Raw genomic sequence first — 19,006 nt, 5'->3', positions numbered from 1 at the left:
TGGCGTGCGCATCCAACGTGGATCGCACGTCATCGGCGCGCCCTGTAACGCATCGCCGGACTCAACCGCAGCCGATGGGGGGTCATGCGAGCGCGAGCAGTGCCAGTCGCCGAAATGCACCGTATGCTCCGCTCGATGCCCTGGTGCCACGCGCCTGAACACGGCTCCCTAAGTTCTTCGATCGCACCAACATCTGTTCGTCATCATCAGGCGCACGCCGTGCGTCATGTCAGCGGAGGCGGTTATGTCGTATGTCGATGGGTTTGTCCTTGCAGTGCCCAAGGCCAACAAGGACACGTTTCAGGAGTACGCCCGCATGGGCGATACGATCATCATGGAGTACGGCGCACTGCGCGTGATGGAGTGCTGGGGCGACGATGTCCAGCAGGGCCAATGGACCGACTTCCAGCGCGCGGTAGCGGCCACAGACGACGAGATCGTGGTGTTTTCGTGGATCGAATGGCCGGACAAGGCCACCCGCGATGCGGGCATGCGCAAGATGATGGACGACCCGCGCATGGACCCGGCCGTCAACCCGATGCCGTTCGATGGCAAACGCATGATCTACGGCGGCTTTGTCCCGATCGTGGCGCTTGGGCAATCGGCCTGAGCGAAGCAGCGCGCGATTGCCGCGCGCTGTCGCCTGGCCGCCGCAGGCATCATGCGCGGCGGCCGGCCTCCCGACACAAGGCCTTCTGCCGTGGTCGCTACACTGACCACATGCAGCCGCATGTGCCGTCGGTGATGTCCGGGCGTCGCGACTGCATTGCCTGTCCACCGGAGACCACCGCATGACCGACGCACCGCTCCTGATCGCCTGCCCGAACTGCGCCGCCATGAACCGCGTTGCGCGCGCACGCCTGCACGATGCGCCCAACTGCGGCAGTTGCCATCGGCCGCTGTTTCTGAGGGCGCCGATGACCTTGTCGGCAGCGGATTTCGACAAGCACGCCGTGCGCAGCGAACTGCCGCTGGTGGTGGATTTCTGGGCGCCGTGGTGCGCGCCGTGCCTGAGCATGGCACCGCAATTTGCAGCAGCCGCCGCGACGCTGGAGCCGCAGGTGCGGCTGGCCAAGGTGGATACCGATCTGCATCCTGCGCTGGGCACGCGTTTTGGCATCCGCAGCATCCCCACCCTGCTGGTCATCCGCGGCGGCCATGAGATCGGCCGTCATTCCGGCGCGGTGAGCAGTGCGCAGATCGTCAGCTGGGTGCGTTCGGTGCTGGACGGTCGCTGATAAAAAAAGCCAGCTGCGCATGCACGCAGCTGGCCTTCGTCGATACAGGCGCGGCTGCGACGCGTACGCCGCAGCCCACCGATCAGCTGGCGATCACTGCCAGTTGACGTTGACCGACACGCCCACGATGCGCGGCTCGTTGTACACCGCCGCCATGTAGTTTTCGATTACGCCCTTGACGTTCTTTTCGTTGGTGATGTTGCGCGCGAATGCCGCCACTTCCCATGCACCGTAGCCGCCGGTGTAGCCCAGCTTGAGGCCACCTTCGAAGTTGCCGTCGGCACGGAACTCGGTGGAGTCGTACAGCACAAAGCTGGTCTCGCCCTGCTTGTTCCAGTCGGTGGACACGAAAAACGCGCCGTCGTTGCCCATCGGAATGTCGTAGCGTGCGGCCAGGTTGAGGTTGTACTTGGGCGCGTTGGGCAGCGGGTTGCCGTCGATCTGCGCGAAGGTGTTGGCACCAACGCGGATGGTGGGGTCGTTGACGGTGCACACCACCACGCCATTGAGCGCGCAGGCCTGCGCAAACACGCGCTTGTCGTTGATTTCGCTATGCAACAGGCTCAGGCCCGCGGTCAGCGACAGGTTGGAGATCGGGCGCCAATCCAGGTCTGCTTCCAGACCGTAGGCCTTGGCCTTGTCGGCATTGAACAGCACGCCGTTGCCGTCCGAATCGTTGCCGTTGAGCTGGATGTCATCGACGGTGTAGGTGAAACCGCTGACATTCAGGCGTAGCCGGTTCTGGAACAGGCTGCTCTTGATGCCGGCTTCCCACGACAGAATGGTTTCCGAATCGGCGGTGGTGAAATCCGAATTGAACACCGCGCTGCGGCCCTGGATGGTGGGGCCGCGGAAGCCGCGTGCCACGCGTGCATACACGCTCAGGTCCGGGTTGAGTTCATACATCGCGCTCAGGTCCCAGCTGGGCTGGGTGTCGGACATGCGCACATCGCGACGGCCGCGGTAGGTCACCGCACCGGCCGCGGTGTCGGCGGTCTTGAGCAGACGGGTTTCCTTGGTGTCCTTGGTCTGGCGGATGCCGGCAGTCAGCGTCAGCGCATCGGTGGCCTTGTAGCTGAGCTGACCGAAGCCGGCCCACGAGGTATTGGTGTTGCGCAGCCGTACCCAGTTGTTGGGATTGCGCGCGGCAGTGCGCAGGAAATACGCACGCTGATAAAAATCGGTGGTGTCGCGGCCATCGAAATAGAACGCGCCCACCTGCCACTGCAGCGCGTCGTCGCCCTCGCTGGCCAGGCGCAGCTCCTGGGTATACTGATCCAGATCGCGAATCTGCCCCATCGATTGGCCGAACCCGTTCGGCACGCCATTGACCGGATAATTGGCCGCCGCACCGCCATCGGTGTCGCCACGGCTGTAGCCGGAGGTGGTTTCGTAAGCGGTGATCGAAGTCAGCGAGACGCCGCCGAAATCGTAGATCGCCTTGATCGAGCCGCCATCGGTCTTGTAGGCCTGCGGGTTGTCGTTGGCTTCGTCGTAGGCCACGCGATCGCGCGGCACGTCGACCTTGTCGCTGCCGCGCGTCACCGCATTGCGCAAAAACAGCGTGGAGGTGCCGTCGTAATCGCGGGTGTGCACCGAGCCCAGCAGCGAGAACGCATCGTTGGGCTTCAACAGCACCTGCAGGCGCGCATTGCGGTCGTTGTAGCCGCCCATCGCATCCTTGCGCGGGGTGCGCGTGCCATCGGCGCTGCTGCCGGCAAAGGTGTTGTCCACCCAGTCGTCGCGGTGCTGGTACAACGCCGACACGCGGAACGACAGCACGTCGTTGATCGGCCCGCCGAAGCCGCCATCCAGCGACACCGTGTTGTAGCTGCCGTAGCTGGCGTCGACGCGGCCGGTATAGGTATCGCCGGGCTTGACGGTGTCGAACTTGACGATGCCGGCGGTGGTGTTGCGGCCGAACAAGGTGCCCTGCGGGCCGCGCAGCACTTCGACCTGGTCCACGTCGTAGACCGGGTTGGACTTGAGCACCACGTGCTCCAGCACCACGTCGTCCTGGATGATGGACACCGGCTGCGAGGCACCCAGATAGAAGTCGATATTGCCCAGGCCACGGATATAGAAGCGCGGGAAGATGCGCCCGGTGGTGGTCTCGGCGTAGAAGCCCGGCACGCGGCCGGACAGCGCCAGCAAGGTGTCGTCGCCGCCGGCGGTGTACTCGCGCATCGCCGCGCCCTGCACCACGCCCACCGACACCGGCACCTCCTGCAGGTTCTGCTCGCGGTGCTCGGCGGTGACGGTCACCGCATCCAGCGCAGTGGGGCTGCCCTCGCCCTGGCTGGCCGGCGCCTGCTGGGCCGATGCGGCAGCGGCCATCGAGGCGAGCAGCAGACCGGCGCAGGCGCGTGCCAGCGGCGTACGTTGCGGTGCACGCGCATCCAGATGCGCAACAACGGACCTCAGCGACGGAGAAACAGACGAGTACAACGACATGCGGGTTGATCCTTGGGTAAAGACGCGAAGATGAGTCCGTTCGGCATGGGTCTGCCAGAAGGGGGCGCCGCATGGCGCCGCGCGCACGATATGTCAGCAATGTTGCAGCGAAGTGGCAGGCGTGCCGATCCGCGCCCATTGGCCACGTTGCGCACAGCCATGCCACCACACGCGTGCGGCATGGCAAAACGGCATGCCCTGCCCGGCGGCGAGCTGTCATGCTGCCGCAAGGCTGGCGCTACGCCAGTAGCGCGCATCGGGGGAACTGTCGTGAAACCAATCGGATGGATGCTGGGCCTGATGGCCACCGTGAGTTGTCAGCTGGCCTACGCCGGCAGCGCACTGATCACCCAGGTGGATTACCAGGGCGATGACGGCGGCCCGTTGCCGACCGAGGCGCAGTACCGCAATCCGGTGGTGGCCGGGTTTTATCCGGACCCGTCCGCGATCCGGGTCGGCGACGACTTTTATCTGGTCAATTCCACGTTCGGCTATTTTCCCGGCCTGCCGGTGTTCAAGAGCAGCGACCTGGTGCACTGGAACCAGATCGGCAACGCGATCGATCGCGCCGACCAGATCGACTACGGCCGCGACGAACTGACCCGTGGCCTGTTCGCCGCCAGCATCAGCCACCACGACGGCACTTTCTACATCGCCAACACCTGTTTTTACTGCGATGGCGGCAACTTCCTGATTACCGCCACCGATCCGGCCGGGCCGTGGTCCGATCCGATCTGGCTCGACGCCAAGGGCATCGACCCGTCGCTGTTTTTCGATGACGACGGCAGCGCCTGGCTGGTCAACAACGATGTCCCCGCCGGCAAGTTGCGCTACGACGGACACCGCGCCATCTGGCTGCAGCAGCTGGATCTGACCCGCATGAAGCTGGTCGGCACGCGTCAGGCGATCGTGGATTCGGGCTTTCAACCGGCCACCAATCCCGAGCACATCGAGGGCCCGCATCTGTTCCGCCGCGATGGCTATTACTACCTCACCGCGGCCGAAGGCGGCACCGGCGAGCAGCATGCGCAGATGATCTACCGTAGCCGCCAGATCACCGGCCCCTACGAGCCCTGGAGCGGCAATCCGGTGCTGACCCAGCGCGACCTGGACCCGAGCCGCAGCGCACCGATCACCTCCACCGGGCACGCGCAGTTCGTCGAGCTCAAGGACGGCAGCTGGTGGGCGGTGTTCCTGGGCACACGTCCGTATCAGGGCAACCACTACGCACTTGGCCGCGAAACCTTCTTGTTGCCGGTGCAATGGCGCGACGGCTGGCCGCAGGTAGTGCCGCATGGCAGCGCTGTGCCGCCGGTGGCCACGCGTCCCGCATTGCCGAGCGGCACCCAGACCCTGCCCACCAGCGGCCCGATGCAATGGAGCGAGCGCTTCCAGGAAGCGCGCGTGCCGATGCAATGGATGACCATCCACCCGCCCACCCAACCGTGGTACCTGCCCGGCCCGCAGGGGTTGCGCATCACCCCGTCGCAGGTCGCGCTGGGCGACATCGGCCGCGGCCAACCCGCGTATCTGGGCCATCGCCTGCAGCATCACCACGCCACGCTGGCGGCCAGTGTCGATGGCAGCGCGCTGGCGGCCGGCGAACAGGCCGGTCTTGCACTCGTGGCCAAGGAAAGCCACTTTCTGGCGGCCATGCTGGTACGCGATGAGGCTGGCGCGTCGGTGGTGCTGTATCGCCGCGCCGGCCTGCAGGACCCAAGCATCGGCACCGTGCTGGCGCGTGCGCCGCTGCCCGATGCAACGCAACCGGTGCAGCTGCGCTTTGCGCTGGACGGCGCGCGTGTGCATGTGGATTACGCGGTGGGCAGCGGCCAGTGGCAGACGCTGCTCGAACAGGGCGACGCCACCCTGCTCAGCACCGAGACGGCCGGCGGCTTTCTGGGCGCCACGTTCGGGCCGTACGCGTATTCGCGTTGACTGCCGGCACGCGTACACCGCACTGCCGCGCAATCAGCTCCATGCAGTGCACGCGAAAAACCAGCGCGCACTATTCCTTGCGGTGTCTGCGCCTGGCGCAGGCCTGATCGAACGCGCTACTGCGGATGCGACTTATCGCATCTAGTGCCGCAACAGCAGCGTCATGCCGCAGCGTCGTCGTATCCGACGTCGCATCCACCCACACCAACATGCAAACAAATCACTGCGCTTTACGCGCGCGCAAGCACGCTGCTGTCGAGCATCTGCCCCACCGTATTGAGCAGATCGTTGAGGCTGAAGGGCTTGGGCAGCAAGGCCATGCCGTCGGCCAGGAACTCCTGCCGGGTGATCGCGTTTTCGGCGTAGCCGGTGATGAACAGAATCGGCAACCCCGGGCGCAACGTACGCGCCACGTCGGCCATGTCGCGCCCGTTCATGCCCGGCAGGCCGACATCGGACACCAGCAGATCGATCTGCACATCGGTACGTAACTGCTCCAGTGCGCCGATGGCATCTTCAGCTTCGATCACTTCATAGCCGGCGTCGCTGAGCACTTCGCTCACCATCATGCGCACCACGTCGGTGTCGTCCACCAGCAGGATGCGCGCGTTGCGCGCCCGTGGCGTTGTCGGCGCCGGTGCCGGCGGCAACGCGCTCGCCGACAACCCGCGCGGCAACAACAACGCCACCGTGGTGCCCTTGCCGATCGCACTGGTGATACGCGCAGTACCGCCGGATTGGCGCGCAAAGCCATAAGTCATCGACAACCCAAGGCCGGTCCCTTCGCCGATGGGTTTGGTGGTGAAAAACGGCTCGAACACCTGATTGAGAACCGCCGGTTCGATGCCGCTGCCATTGTCGATGACGTTGACCGCCACGTACTCGCCATCGTCCAGTTCCGGGTCGTTGTGCGCGGTGTAGGCCGCGGTCTGCACACAGATCGTGCCCTGCCCGCGCAAGGCGTCGCGGGCGTTGATCACCAGGTTGAGCACCACGTTCTCGAGCTGGTTGGCATCGGCAATGGCCACCAGCGAGGTATCGGCAAGCTCCAGCTCCAAGGCGATGTTCTCGCCGATCGAGCGTTGCAGCATGTCTTCGAGCGAACGCACGCGCAGATTGACGTCGAACGGCTGCGCATCCAGCGATTGCTTGCGTGCAAAGGCGAGCATGCGCTGGGTCAGCGCTGCAGCACGATGCGCAGAGCCGGTGGCAATTTCGGCCAGGCGCGGCACACGTTCGATACGGTTGGATTCCACCGCCAGCTGGATCATGTCCAGGCCGGAAATGATGCTGGTCAACAGATTGTTGAAGTCGTGCGCGATACCGCCGGTGAGCTTGCCCAGCGCTTCCATTTTTTGCGCCTGCAGCAGCTGGATTTCGGTGCGCTGGCGTTCGGCGATCTGGTGCGCCAGTTCGGTGGTGGCGGTATCCAGCTCCTGGCGCTGCTCGCGCTCGCGCTCGCGCCGCTCGGTGACGTCTTCCACCATCAGCAGGCCCAGATCCGGCTCGCGGTACGGCGACACCCGCCATTCGGTTTCGCACAGCTTGCCATCGCGCAGGATCGACAGCGTGCCGCTCCAGCGCTCGCGCTGCGCCAATGCGCTGGTCAGCGCCTGCACGGTGGCCGTTTGATCCAGCCCGGCGGCATGGATCGCATCGCCCGGCGTGGCGTCGCCGATCAGGCGCTGAAACGCCGCGTTGAGTTCGTGCGTGTGCAGGGCGGCATCGACCACCGCGATCGGCGCGCTGATGTGCTCGAAGATCTCGCGGAAGCGGGCCTCGCTGACCCGCAACGCTTCTTCGGCATTGCGCGCGCGCAACAGGGTACGCAAGGTGGCGACCAGCACATTGGGGTCGACCGGATGGATCAGGTACGCATCGGCGCCGGCATCCAGGCCGGTGATCATGTCGCCGGTGGCGATCGATGCGGCAGACACGTGTACCACCGGCAACAACGCGGTGCGCGGCTCGGCGCGCAAGCTGCGCACGATGTCGAAGCCGCTCATGTCCGGCAGGTTGACGTCCAGCACCACACCGGCAAATGTCTGCGTCGCCAGCTTGCTCAGGCCTTCGGTACCGGTGCCGGCTTCGTCGACCACAAAACGGTGATGTTCGAGCACGCGCCGCACCGAATAGCGCGTCACCGCGTTGTCATCGACGACCAGAATGTGCTGCTTACTGCTCAAGTGCCTTCTCCGCTGCCAGCGTCACCGGCAGGACCACAAAAAATTCCGAGCCTTGCCCGACCACGCTGTTGATGCCTACCCGTCCGCCAAGCAATTCGGCAAACCGCTTGCAGATCGCCAACCCCAGCCCGGTGCCGGTCAGGCGCTTCTGCAGCGGCGAGTCCACCTGTACAAAATCTTCGAACAAAGCATCGTGAAGCTCGGGCGCGATACCAATACCGGTGTCCTGCACGCTGAAGCGCACGTGGCTGTCACCTTCCAACTGCGCCAGCACCCGCACCTGGCCTTGCGGGGTGAATTTGAGCGCATTGGAAATGAAGTTGCGCAGGATCTGCGCCAGCTTCTTGTCGTCGGTGTAGAGCATCGGCAACACCGGCGGATCTTCGAAGATCAGGTCGGTACCGCTGGCGCCAGTGAGCGGACCGAACATCCCGCGCAATGTCGAAAACAGATCCATCAGACAGAACCAGCCTGGCGAGATGGTGATGCGGCCAGCTTCGATCTTGGCCAGGTCCAGCAGGTCGTCGACCATGTCGGTGAGCTCGCGCGCCGAAGTGCTGACAAAACGCACCTGCTTGACCTGTTCGGCATTGAGCGGCCCATCCATACCGTCTTCCAGCAACCGGGTGATACTCAGGATCGAACTGAGCGGCGTGCGGAACTCGTGGCTCATGTACGACAAAAACCGGCTCTTGAGCTCGGACACGCCGCGCAGCTGTTCGGCCTGCTGGTCGAGCTCGGCGTACAACGCCAACACACCCTGGTTGGTTTCTTCCAACTCTTCGCGCAAGGCCTGGTTCTGCTGCCGCAACGCGTGCAGTTCGGCCATCGGGTCGATCGCCGATGCATCATCGGATGAAGTCATTGCATGCCTCCCAACCGCATGACGAACACGCATGCATCGTCGCGGCCGCGCGCGTAATCGCGCAACAGCACCGCAGCAACAATACGCGGGTGGCGCGCCAATAGCGCCGGGTGATCGCGCAAATTCCAGCGCGTTTGCAGGCCATCGCTATGCATCACCAGCAGTTTGCCGGCCGCATTCGGGAAGTCGAACGGCTGCGCCTTGCGAAACTGCACCCCGACGATGCCTGGATGCGAAGGCATGCCGCGCATTCCATCGCCATCACAGAGCGATGCAACGATATTGCCCACACCGGCAAAGCGCACCTGGCCGGTACGGCTGTCGAACTGCATCACTGCCGCCGCACCGCCGCGCGTTCCTGACATGCCAGCATGCAGCTGCGCGATCAGTTCGCCAGGCTCGCCACTGGCCGCCGCCGCAACGCGCGTGCCGACATCGGCAGCATCAGCGGCATCCGGCCCGTGGCCCAGGCCGTCGATCAGCACGACCGTCGCCCGCTGTTCGCGGATCGCCAACTGCCAGGCATCGCCGCAGACCGTTTCGTTGTGCAGCGGCACACGCACCGCGCCATACGGCAGATCCAGTTCGGCGCGTTGTTGCGCAAACAACCGCGCCATCACGATGGCGCCTTTTGAATCCGAATACGCGTCCAGCACCTGCGCCTGACGCTGGATCGCACCCAGACCTGTGCCGGGTGTGCCGACAGTGGAATAGCCATCGCGCAGACCGTCTTCGAGCGCAAACCCGGGGCCATCGTCGATGGCGCAGATTTCCACGCCCATGCCTTCGCGCGTGGCGCAGCGCGCGACAACTGCAGGCAGCCGCCACGCCCATGCTTGACCATATTGGTGGCAAGTTCGGTAGCCACCAGGGCGACGCGCCCGCATGCGGCTTCATCGAAGGCCAGCGTCTGCGCCAGCGCCGCTGCTTCGCGACGCGCTTGTCCGACCTGGCTGGTTTCGTCGACGCGAAACGCGCGGGTCAGCTCACCGGCGAGGGTCACTTCCATTTGGTGATGGTGACGCGCGTGCCCTTGCCAGCGGCAGTGTCCAACACAAAATCATCCACCAGGCGACGGCTGCCCGACAGGCCGAGCCCCAGCCCGCTGCCGGAGGTCCAGCCGTCAGTCAGCGCAAGATCCAGATTGGGGATGCCCGGGCCTTCGTCGCGGAAGGTCAGCTGCACGCCCTTGCGGATGCCGCTTTCCAGCAGCGCCCAGTCCATGTCGCCGCCGCGACCGTAGATCACGGTGTTGCGCGCCAATTCGCTGGCCGCGGTGATCAGCTTGGTCTGGTCCACCAGCCGCAGGCCGCACTGCACCGCCAACTTGCGCACGGTCTGCCGGGCCAGCACCACATCCTGTTCGGTACGTACCGTTTGCGAGCCCGTGGTCGCCATCACGAGTCGTGATCGGGTTGCTGCAACAGACGCATGCCGCGTTCGACGTTGAGCGCAGTACGCACCGCTGGCAAGGTCAGTCCCAGTTCCACAAGGGTGATCGCCACCGCCGGTTGCATGCCCACCACCACGGTGCGAGCCCCCATCAGCGTCGCCAGCCCGGAGATGGTGCTGATCATGCGGCCGATGAACGAGTCGACGATGTCCAGTGCGGAGATGTCGATCAGCACCCCACGCGCGGAGGTGACGCTGATCTTTTCCGACAAGTCTTCCTGCAGCTGCAGCGCGAGCTGGTCGTGCATGTCCACCTGGATGGTGACCAGCAACAAATCGCCCATCCGCAGGATCGGGATGCGCTCCATGTCAGCTCGCCTTGCTCACGATCACACCGGTGCGCTTGAGCGCCAGCGCCAGCGCATCGGACAGGTTGGCCTTGGTCACGATGCCCTGCAGATCCAGGCCGAGATGCACGATGGTCTGCGCAATCTGCGGGCGCACGCCGCTGATGATGGCATCGGCGCCCATCAGCCGGATCGCGGTGACGGTCTTGAGCAAATGCTGCGCCACCAGCGTGTCCACGGTAGGCACGCCGGTGATGTCGATGATGGCGATCTCCGAGCCGGTGTCGACGATGCGCTGCAGCAGCGATTCCATCACCACCTGGGTGCGCTGCGAATCCAGCGTGCCGATCATCGGCAATGCCAGCACGCCGTCCCACAACTTCACCACCGGCGTGGACAGCTCCAGCATTTCTTCCTGCTGCCGCACGATGATGTCTTCGCGGGTCTTCTGGAATGCCTTGACGGTGTACAGCCCCAGGCGGTCCAGCAGCTCGGACAGCGCCCACAGCTGCTGGGCGAGGTCTTCCGGCGTGCTGGCGTATTCGCGCTGCACCAGCTCGAACAGCACGCGCTTGAGCGAAAAGATGAAGTTGGCGGTTTCCTGCGAATCGAAGCCGCGGGTAGCGCGGTCGCGCGACAGATTTTCCAGGAAGCGACGCACTTCGCTCCACTCGGCACTGTCCAGACGACTACCGTCGTCCTTCAACGAGCCGACCAACAGCCGTAGAAAGTCCGCGCCCTGGGCCTGCAGATCCTGCCGGGAGATGCGCGCATCGTTGCCGAGGCCTGCGTCCAGCCATGTGGCCAACAACGCCGCTTCCTGGTCACGGATCGCGTCGATTGAGCGTTGCTGCAATGCCACCATGAGATCACCCGCCAAAGTTAAGAAGGAGATACTGGGCATGCGGGCTGGCCGGCGCCATGACTGACGCGGCGCCCCCACGCCGATGCGCAGCAGAGTAAAGCAATTCAGATTCGGCAACCAGCGACCAAACCTGTAGCAGTCAGAGGACGCTACTGGCGGCAGTTTGACATTGCAGCGCAAGCCCCGAACGTGCACCGGGACACGTCGTTGGAATTGGGAATTGGGAATTGGGAATCGGCATTAGGGTGCTTGGTGTTGGTCGGGAGTGCGCAGGCGCGGACTGCATGTGTGTGATTGGTTGCTGAGACACGTGACTGAGCAACGGCGAGTACCGGTCTCTTGCAAGCGGCATGTCGCGCGCGGCTACGGTCGCTGCGCGTTGTCGCGCAGGTCTTGCGTGTGCGCGCACGCGCCGGGAGCGCGCACGTGGCGCCATTGCGCCACGCATCTGCCTTTGCTTCTGCACCCACCACGCCCTGGCACTCAAGCAACCGCTACCGGCCTCAGCGGTGCCCCCCCAAGCCGCTGCAACGCGGTGTGCTACTGGCAGTGTTTTGATCCGGCCGTCGGCGTGGTCTGATCGCCAACCGCTTTTTCCAAGGTTCCCTCCCCGCAATGTCGTCGCTTTTTTCGCCTTACCAGCTCAAGGATGTCGCGCTGCGCAATCGCATCGCGATCCCGCCGATGTGCCAATACACCGCCATCGACGGCTTTACCAACGATTGGCATCAGGTCCACTACGCCAGCATGGCGCGCGGTGGCGCCGGGCTGGTCATCGTCGAGGCGACCGGCGTGTCGCCAGAAGGTCGCATTACCCCAGGCTGTCTCGGCTTGTGGAACGACGCGCAGGCCGATGGACTGGCACGCATTGCCGCCTCGATCACCGCAGCAGGTGCGGTGCCCGGCATTCAGATCGGTCATGCCGGCCGCAAGGCCAGCGCCAACGCACCGTGGGAAGGCGACGACCATATCGCCGACGGCGATGCGCGCGGCTGGGACACGTTGTCGCCGTCCGCAGTCGCCTTCGGTGGCGGCCTGTCCAAACTGCCGCGGGCGATGACGCTGGACGACATCGCCCGCGTGCGTGGCGATTTTGTCGCCGCCGCGCAACGTGCACGCGATGCAGGCTTCAAGTGGCTGGAACTGCACTTCGCCCACGGCTATCTGGCGCAGAGTTTCTTCTCGGTGCACGCCAACCACCGTGAGGATCGCTACGGTGGCAGCGCCGAAGGCCGCGCGCGCTTTCTACTGGAAACGCTGCAGGCCGTGCGCGCGGTGTGGCCGGAACATCTGCCGCTCACCGCACGCTTCGGTGTCATCGAGTTCGACGGCCGCGACGAACAAACCTTGTCCGAAGCGATCGACTTGACCCGCGAGTTCAAGCGCAGCGGCCTGGATCTGTTGAACGTCAGCATGGGCTTCAGCACGCCGAATGCGCAGATTCCATGGGGCCCGGCGTTGCTGGCACCGATCGCCGAACGCGTCAGCCGCGAGGCGCAATTGCCGGTCGCCTCGTCCTGGAACATCGACGACCCCATCGAAGCCAACCGCGTTGTCGCCGATGGGCAGATGGAGCTGGTGATGGTCGGACGCGCGCACCTGGCCAACCCGCATTGGCCGTACCAGGCGGCACTGGCACTGGGCGAAGCGCGTCCGTCCTGGGTGCTGCCGCCGTCATACGCGCATTGGCTGGAGCGCTACGGCAACCGCAGCTGATCACACGCGGACTGCGACGTTGCCGCCAACGCGGCAACGTCTTGCTCAAGCAAAGACATACCCCGCCCCGCCACGATCGTTGCAAGCACGGGAGGGAACGCTACCTCGCACGTCCGCGCAGACTGCACGGACGGCGCACAGAACAGCACGCCAATCCCGAATTCCTAATCCCTGCGGCGTCAGCCGCTCTAAAGCCCGTAGCGCTCCACCGCCTCCAGATGCGGGCGCGTGTCCTGCTCGCAGGCTTCGGCCAACCGCAGCCAGCACATCGGATGCGACCAGCGCGAGGTCGTGCACCGCAGCACGCGATGCAGTTCCTGCGGCGCGACGTTTTCCGGAAGCGCCACGGTGAACAACACGCCTGGCAGTCCGGACGTCGCATCCTCCGGGTCGAATGCATCCGGGTGCTCCGGGTCGACCACGCGATAGTCGTCGCGACTATGCAGCCACGCCTTCCAGCCGCGCGTTTCCATATCTGCACGCAGCGCCTCAATCACCTCGTCGCCAGGGTGGACGCCGTCCACCAGCCAGCTGCTGCCATAGCCACCTGTCTGCAGCACATGCACCTGCGCATAGGTCGGTACGAACCGCGCACGCTCGGCCTCGTCCTCCGGCGCCGGATACAGCAGCTCCGCATCGAACACGACCCAGTCGCCGACATGCTGACGGCGGTGGGCCGGTGCGTTTTCGATGATGCGCGCGGTCACCGGACCGGTGCGACGCGCGTAGTACTCGCCCACTTCGCCGTCGTCCACACACCGCACGATCACCCAGCCCCAGTCTTCTTCGACAACCCCGCTGGTGCTGCTCAGCTCCATACCGATCGCGGCTGCCGACACCCGCACCGCATCCCAGTCCTGCGCGGCACTGGCAGCGGTCATATGGTCCCAATGCGCCGAACGCGGCTCGTCCATCAGCGCGATCAGTTGGCGGTAGACGTCGGCCGCTTCGGCAAAGCGGCCGGTGTTGAGATACATGCGCGCCAGCAACCCGCGCGCGCCGTGCGAGCCCGGCGAGAGCTCCAGTAGCGCGGTACAAGCCTGTTCCAGCGCCGGCCAATCGCCCAACCGTTGCGCAAGCTGGGCCTCGCACCACAGCGCCGCCACCGGTACCTGCGGGCGATACAGCAACGCCAGTCGGCGCACGCCAGCGTCATCGCCGCGGCCAAGCAACAGATTCATCAGGCGGAAAGTGGGGCTGGTTTCGCGGTCGGCATGCCGCTGCACGAAATCCCACAACAGCGTGATCGCCTGCTCGTCTGCCGCGCAGGCACTCAATGCCGACGCCGCGGTATCGACCAGCTCGGCATCGTCCGGACGCTCGGCCACCGCCTGCAGCAACCATTGCGCTTCGCGCTCGGGATTGCGCACCGCCTCTTCGCCCTGCGCGTTCAACCATTCCAGCAACTGCGCCGCAGGTACAGGCGCGTCCTCGCCCGCCGATGCGGATGCGATGCGCGCAGCCCACCCATCCAGCGCCTGCGTGGCGCCACGGTCCTGCCGCAACTTGGGCGCATGCGCGCGCGCCAGTGCAAGATGCCGGCGTGCGGTCCACACCGCACCGCGCTGCAGCGCCAGATCCATCGCGAGCTCGGCGGCCTCGATCAGGATGCGATGCGCACCGACCTGCGCGTAATGATCCAGCATGACCTGCAGGCGGCTGCCCAGATCCCAGGTGTTGCGCTCGGGTGCGCGTGACGTCAGCACCGCCACCGCGCGCAGCCAATGCAGGCGATAGCGCGGCGCCACTTCGCGCCACGGCAGCAACGCGTCCATCGCTTCGTCATCGCGCTGCAACAGCGCCAGCGCGCGTGCCTTCTGCAGACGACGCGGCTGACTGCAGTTGGCCCACTCCGCGCCTTCGCGCGCGGCCTCGACTTCGCGCTGTTCGATTAGCGCCAGGGCATCGGCTGCACGCCCCAACGACAGCAGGATCGAGATCCGCATGTCCGGCACGCCGTCGTAGATCTGGCCGCCGTGCGCCACGATGGTCTGCGACTGCTGCTCCAGATAGCTCAGCGCCGCGTCGCCACGGCCGTCGTCGAGCAGGGCGTCGGCTTTTTCGCAGCTCAGGCACTGGTAGCACGACCAACTCGGGTCGATGCGGCCCAGGGTTTCATCGCAGACCTCGATGCGCTCTTCCACCCAGCCCGGGCCATCGATGTTGGCGTAGCACGCCGCCAGATCCTGGGTGACACACACCGATTGCGGGCACTCCACCGCATCGGCGCGATGCGCGCGCTCGAACAGTGCCACCGCATCGCCCAGCGCGCGCTCGCCTTCGCATAGATTCCCGACCCGGTTGCGCATTTCCCAATGGCCGACGAACACCTCCAGCCAGGGGTTGGCCAGCGTCTTGCCCAGCGCACGCGCCTCGGGCAACAACGCTTCGGCACGCTCGATCTGCAGATCGCAGATATGGTCGGTCAGGCGTGTCAGCAGCTGCGCATTCTGCGGCTGCCCGGCTTCGCCCAGGTCGTCCTGCAGCTTCTCCACCCAGTTCCAGATTTCCATTGCGTTGTTCCTTGAGTGCGGCGCTCAGCGCGCCAGCAATTGGGTCACGGCCTCGGCAAGATCGCCGAAGGCCTTGTTGAGATCCGAACCGCCCGACTCCGCGCCACCCGCCTGCGGCTGCGCGCGCCCTTGCGCAGAGACAATCACCTTGAGCGAGCGCAGCAAGCGCGCGGCGACCGCGGCCTGCGGGTTGCCGGCACGTTGTGCGGCCAGCAATGCCTGCAGCGCGGGATTGTCGAGATTGAGATACAACCGCTGGGTCTGGCGCGCTTCGATCCGCGCAGTGAACTGCCGCGCCAGCCGCAGCGCTGCAGTCGACACCCGCTTGTCGTTTTCGTCCTGCTCCAGCCGGCGTTTGAGTTCCGCCTCGCGGTCGGGCACCACCACCAGCGGTAGCTCTTCGGGGCTGAAACGCGCCGGCACCAGCGCTTCGCCATCGCCCAGATGCTGTTCCAGCCACGCCAGTTCGTCGGCCGGCAACGTATCGAGATGGAACAACTGGCGGTTGCCATGCTCGGTGCCCAGCTCGACCAGGCGCACGCCCTTGGCCTGCGCCCATCGACGCAGAAACGGCACTACCGCGTAGCGGTTTCCATACGCCACCGGCACGCCCATCGCGCGGAACAACATTTCTTCGAAACCGCTGTCGCTATCCAGGATCACATGCACCGCGCCACGCGCCGGTAGCTGCTGGGCCGGCAGATCGCCTTGCGAGGTCGGCACGCGCACATGTTCCAGCAGCAAGTCGAACAGACGCTCATCGCACAGCGCCGCACCCAACAAGGCCTCGTTATGCCGCAACAGAATGCGACGCCAGGCTTCGGGCTGTTGCCGCGCCACCTCCGCCAGGCCCTGCACCAGGGCTTCGGACAAGGCGTGCTGCACCGAGCTATAGACCGTATCGCGCTGCAGATCCTCGCGGCTCGCAGTCGGCGTCAAACGGTTGGATTCGATCACCCCGCCGATGAAACCGGCCCACGGCGGCAGCAATTCGCGCGCATTGTCGTCCAGCAACATGCCGCGCAAAAACACCGACAGATTGCGGTTGTCGCTGGTGCCGTAGGTGGCCCCGTCCTGCACCCATAACAGGCCGACCGCATCGCTGCCGTCGGCGGCACGCACCGGCATGCAGCACAGCGGTTCGAAATTGCGTTCGAAGCGCGCCGCAAACTCGCGTTGCCGGCGCCATGCCTGCACCGGATGCAGCGGCACTGCGTCGTCCATGCGCCACGGCGGCGGCTCCGGATTGATCGGCTGCGCATCGGCACCGACCCAGATCAACTCGCGCAACAAGGCGCAGTAGCGCGACAGAATCTCGTGCAGGCGCGCGTCCTGCGCCAACGACAGATACTGGTCGTGCAATTCCAGCACCACCTCGGTGCCCACCTGCGCGCGCGCCGGGATCGGGCTGACTGTGTATTGCTCGGCATTGCTGGAGATATAGCAATGACCCAGCGTCGGGCTCTGGTACGAGGTGGTGCGCACGGTGACGCGTCGCGCCAGTACGAAGGCCGACAAGAAACCCAGCCCGAACATCCCGATCAGGCCGCTATCTTCGTGGCCTCCCTGGCGCAGCCCACGGGTGTAACCCACGCCTACGGTGGCCAGATAATCGTGAATTTCCTGCTGGGTGAGCCCGGCCCCGGTATCGGTAATGCGCACGATGCCCTGCGCCGGATCGGCATGCACATGGATGCGCGCTTCGCCTTGCCAATCGGGCTGTTCCAGGCGGCGCCGCAGGATTGAGTCGTGCGCGTTCTGCACCAGCTCGCGCAGGGCGACCACCGGCGTGGAATACAGATGCTTGCTGAGAACGGACATCAGTCCATTGAGATCGACGCCGGCGCGGCGGATCTGTGAGGCGTCCGTCGCCTCGGAGATATGATCTTGCATGATCGTCGTCGTTTCCTTGGCGGCCACGCCCGTCCTCGGACGCGCCTCCTGGGTGGCAGTGCGAGCCGGCAAGGATAGCCGCAAGCCATCCTGGACGCACGTCTCACTTCGGCTTCTGTGCCAGCGTGCGTACAGCTGCGTACGTCCCGCGACCAGCCCGTATCCAGTCGTCGGAAACGACGCGCCACGGCCCGGCGTACATGCCGGGCCGTGGCGCTGTCGGCTAACGTTGCAGGGTTTCCATCGGCGCTTCATTGAAGTGCTGGCGATAGCCTTTGGCCAGCGCTGAACGACTGCCAACGCCCCAGCGGCTGGCCGCCTGCAACACGCTGCCGCAGCCGCCTTCGGCCAGCAGCTCGTCGCGGATGCTCTGCATGCGATAACGCCGCAGCACCTGGGTCGGCGACAGCCCGGTGGCCGACTTGAACGCCTGCTGCAAGGCACGCCCGGTCACACCGATCTGCGCGGCCACTTCATTGATCGACAGGTCCGAGCGGTGGGCATTGGTGATCATGTAGCCGTAGGCACGGCGGTACTTGGCCGGCAGGCGCGCGGAGATATCGTCGCTGACGTGCGCCGGGGTGCCGCTTTCCAGCAGACGCGGTGCCTGCACTTCGCTGCGCAGGCATTGCACCGCACCCAGCGCGTAGCGGTTGTACAGCAGCAGGGCCTGTTCGGTACGGCCCAGCGCCTGGCTGATCTTGGCCTGGCAGTACTCGAACTCCAGATTCCAGCGCGGCGCGTGATGCCGGCCGGCCCCGGCCAGGGCACGCTCGGCCAGATCGGCGCGGCCTACCGCCAGTGCAGCCAATGCCAGCTCCACCTGCGCATCCTGCCGCGCGCAGGGCGGGCAGCCGGTTGCCGCGGCCGGCAGCGCATCGATCTGCGCGTCGAACCCAAAGGTGTCGCCGCCAGCGATCCGCAGCAGGTTGCGCACGTGGCGCATCCGCTGCGCCAGCACCGGCATGCTCTCGGCCAGATCGGCGATACAGGCGCGCAGTTCGCTGGGCTCGAAGGCATGCGCGGCGTCTTCCTGGCGCAACGTGGCCTGCCAGAACACGTGGTCGCTCATGCGGTCGGCACGACGGATACGCAGCTGCGCAATCATGTCCAGGCGCAGCGCGGTGGCAACGCGTAACCAGTCCGAGGCACCGGTTTCCAGCTCGGACAGCGACTCGCGCGCACGCTCCAGCGTCTGCAGGGCCAACGTACTCTGGCCAAGGTGAAAGTGGGTCAGCGCCTTGCCAAGCAGACCTTCGCCGCATAGGCAGGCCGGCGTATCGCGGTCCATCGCAAGCTGCGCGAAGCAGTTCAACGCCGCACTCAGACGACGCTGGCTCAGCATCAACCAGGCGGTATTGCGGCACGAGAGCAGCCGCAGCTGCCGCTGTTGGCCGCGCATTGCCTTCAGCGCATGGCGGTATGCATCTTCGGCTTCTTCCTGGTATTCGAGAATCAATAGGGCATCGCCGCTGGCGCCCAGCAGGCTGACCTCATCGTCGGGGCCATCGGGTGTTCCCTGGCTATCACGGCGTTGTTGAAGATGTTGCAGACCTTGCGGCCAGGCACCAACCAGCATCCTGCTTGTATAGGTAGGAA

At 65.4% G+C, this 19,006-nt stretch carries 13 protein-coding genes and 1 pseudogene; 4 read left to right on the top strand and 10 right to left on the bottom strand.

Features of this window, described 5'->3' with window-relative positions:
• Positions 1-244 precede the first annotated feature (244 nt).
• Positions 245-610 (top strand): DUF1428 domain-containing protein, encoded by a 366-nt coding sequence (locus ACZZ0O_RS12685; protein ID WP_055845481.1) that lies wholly within the window; start codon positions 245-247, stop codon positions 608-610.
• 181 nt (positions 611-791) lie between these two features.
• Entirely contained in the window at positions 792-1,238 is a 447-nt protein-coding gene (gene trxC / locus ACZZ0O_RS12680) for a thioredoxin TrxC (protein ID WP_463590923.1), read from the top strand.
• Positions 1,239-1,331: 93 nt separating this feature from the next.
• Here trxC and ACZZ0O_RS12675 read toward each other — a convergent pair whose 3' ends face one another.
• Positions 1,332-3,692: a TonB-dependent receptor gene (locus ACZZ0O_RS12675; protein ID WP_115512246.1), complete on the bottom strand. Its 2,361-nt coding sequence runs from the start codon at positions 3,690-3,692 to the stop codon at positions 1,332-1,334.
• A 288-nt stretch (positions 3,693-3,980) separates the two neighbouring features.
• On the opposite strand from ACZZ0O_RS12675, the gene ACZZ0O_RS12670 reads away from it, so the two are divergent.
• Complete coding sequence (locus tag ACZZ0O_RS12670) at positions 3,981-5,630, top strand: glycoside hydrolase family 43 protein (RefSeq protein ID WP_463592446.1); 1,650 nt, start codon at positions 3,981-3,983, stop codon at positions 5,628-5,630.
• A 230-nt stretch (positions 5,631-5,860) separates the two neighbouring features.
• Here the strand turns inward: ACZZ0O_RS12670 and ACZZ0O_RS12665 are convergent, their stop codons facing one another.
• The 6 genes and pseudogenes from ACZZ0O_RS12665 to ACZZ0O_RS12640 all read right to left on the bottom strand — a co-directional run bounded on the left by ACZZ0O_RS12665 (position 5,861) and on the right by ACZZ0O_RS12640 (position 11,285).
• On the bottom strand, positions 5,861-7,816 hold the full coding sequence (locus ACZZ0O_RS12665; protein ID WP_463590922.1) for a response regulator: 1,956 nt from the start codon (positions 7,814-7,816) through the stop codon (positions 5,861-5,863).
• On the bottom strand, positions 7,806-8,681 hold the full coding sequence (locus tag ACZZ0O_RS12660) for a sensor histidine kinase (RefSeq protein ID WP_115553280.1): 876 nt from the start codon (positions 8,679-8,681) through the stop codon (positions 7,806-7,808). The genes ACZZ0O_RS12665 and ACZZ0O_RS12660 overlap by 11 nt, the downstream gene beginning before the upstream one ends.
• Positions 8,678-9,690 (bottom strand): annotated as a pseudogene (locus ACZZ0O_RS12655) (ATP-binding protein). The gene ACZZ0O_RS12660 and the pseudogene ACZZ0O_RS12655 overlap by 4 nt, the downstream one beginning before the upstream one ends.
• Entirely contained in the window at positions 9,681-10,079 is a 399-nt protein-coding gene (locus ACZZ0O_RS12650) for an ATP-binding protein (protein WP_115527336.1), read from the bottom strand. The pseudogene ACZZ0O_RS12655 and the gene ACZZ0O_RS12650 overlap by 10 nt, the downstream one beginning before the upstream one ends.
• The gene (locus tag ACZZ0O_RS12645) at positions 10,079-10,441 is read right to left on the bottom strand and encodes an STAS domain-containing protein (protein ID WP_463590921.1); all 363 of its coding nucleotides are present in this window, start codon (positions 10,439-10,441) and stop codon (positions 10,079-10,081) included. Before ACZZ0O_RS12645 ends, ACZZ0O_RS12650 begins: the two co-directional genes overlap by 1 nt.
• 1 nt (position 10,442) lies before the next feature.
• Entirely contained in the window at positions 10,443-11,285 is an 843-nt protein-coding gene (locus ACZZ0O_RS12640) for an STAS domain-containing protein (RefSeq protein ID WP_463590920.1), read from the bottom strand.
• 615 nt (positions 11,286-11,900) lie between these two features.
• Between ACZZ0O_RS12640 and ACZZ0O_RS12635 the strand changes: the two genes are divergently transcribed.
• A complete protein-coding gene (locus ACZZ0O_RS12635; RefSeq protein WP_463590919.1) occupies positions 11,901-13,001 on the top strand; it encodes an NADH:flavin oxidoreductase/NADH oxidase in 1,101 nt (366 codons plus the stop codon).
• 188 nt (positions 13,002-13,189) lie between these two features.
• Here ACZZ0O_RS12635 and ACZZ0O_RS12630 read toward each other — a convergent pair whose 3' ends face one another.
• The 3 genes from ACZZ0O_RS12630 to ACZZ0O_RS12620 all read right to left on the bottom strand — a co-directional run bounded on the left by ACZZ0O_RS12630 (position 13,190) and on the right by ACZZ0O_RS12620 (position 18,986).
• Positions 13,190-15,514, bottom strand: a complete 2,325-nt coding sequence (locus ACZZ0O_RS12630; RefSeq protein ID WP_115561607.1) for a tetratricopeptide repeat protein — start codon at positions 15,512-15,514, stop codon at positions 13,190-13,192.
• Between the two features lie 24 nt (positions 15,515-15,538).
• Positions 15,539-17,407 (bottom strand): ATP-binding protein, encoded by a 1,869-nt coding sequence (locus ACZZ0O_RS12625; RefSeq protein WP_463590918.1) that lies wholly within the window; start codon positions 17,405-17,407, stop codon positions 15,539-15,541.
• 223 nt (positions 17,408-17,630) lie between these two features.
• On the bottom strand, positions 17,631-18,986 hold the full coding sequence (locus ACZZ0O_RS12620) for a helix-turn-helix transcriptional regulator (protein ID WP_463590917.1): 1,356 nt from the start codon (positions 18,984-18,986) through the stop codon (positions 17,631-17,633).
• Positions 18,987-19,006: the final 20 nt, after the last annotated feature.

Source organism: Xanthomonas sp. AC360 (genome assembly GCF_979258225.1).
Note: the sequence above shows the minus strand (reverse complement) of the source record. Positions and strands in the feature narration are given on the sequence as shown.

What these genes read in the sequence shown, in the direction of transcription:
- ACZZ0O_RS12685 (WP_055845481.1), top strand. Translation starts at nt 245, where the DNA reads ATGTCGTATGTCGATGGGTTTGTCCTTGCAGTGCCCAAGGCCAACAAG.
- trxC (WP_463590923.1), top strand. Translation starts at nt 792, where the DNA reads ATGACCGACGCACCGCTCCTGATCGCCTGCCCGAACTGCGCCGCCATG.
- ACZZ0O_RS12675 (WP_115512246.1), bottom strand. Translation starts at nt 3,692, where the DNA reads ATGTCGTTGTACTCGTCTGTTTCTCCGTCGCTGAGGTCCGTTGTTGCG.
- ACZZ0O_RS12670 (WP_463592446.1), top strand. Translation starts at nt 3,981, where the DNA reads ATGCTGGGCCTGATGGCCACCGTGAGTTGTCAGCTGGCCTACGCCGGC.
- ACZZ0O_RS12660 (WP_115553280.1), bottom strand. Translation starts at nt 8,681, where the DNA reads ATGACTTCATCCGATGATGCATCGGCGATCGACCCGATGGCCGAACTG.
- ACZZ0O_RS12650 (WP_115527336.1), bottom strand. Translation starts at nt 10,079, where the DNA reads ATGGCGACCACGGGCTCGCAAACGGTACGTACCGAACAGGATGTGGTG.
- ACZZ0O_RS12645 (WP_463590921.1), bottom strand. Translation starts at nt 10,441, where the DNA reads ATGGAGCGCATCCCGATCCTGCGGATGGGCGATTTGTTGCTGGTCACC.
- ACZZ0O_RS12640 (WP_463590920.1), bottom strand. Translation starts at nt 11,285, where the DNA reads ATGGTGGCATTGCAGCAACGCTCAATCGACGCGATCCGTGACCAGGAA.
- ACZZ0O_RS12635 (WP_463590919.1), top strand. Translation starts at nt 11,901, where the DNA reads ATGTCGTCGCTTTTTTCGCCTTACCAGCTCAAGGATGTCGCGCTGCGC.
- ACZZ0O_RS12630 (WP_115561607.1), bottom strand. Translation starts at nt 15,514, where the DNA reads ATGGAAATCTGGAACTGGGTGGAGAAGCTGCAGGACGACCTGGGCGAA.
- ACZZ0O_RS12625 (WP_463590918.1), bottom strand. Translation starts at nt 17,407, where the DNA reads ATGCAAGATCATATCTCCGAGGCGACGGACGCCTCACAGATCCGCCGC.
- ACZZ0O_RS12620 (WP_463590917.1), bottom strand. Translation starts at nt 18,986, where the DNA reads ATGCTGGTTGGTGCCTGGCCGCAAGGTCTGCAACATCTTCAACAACGC.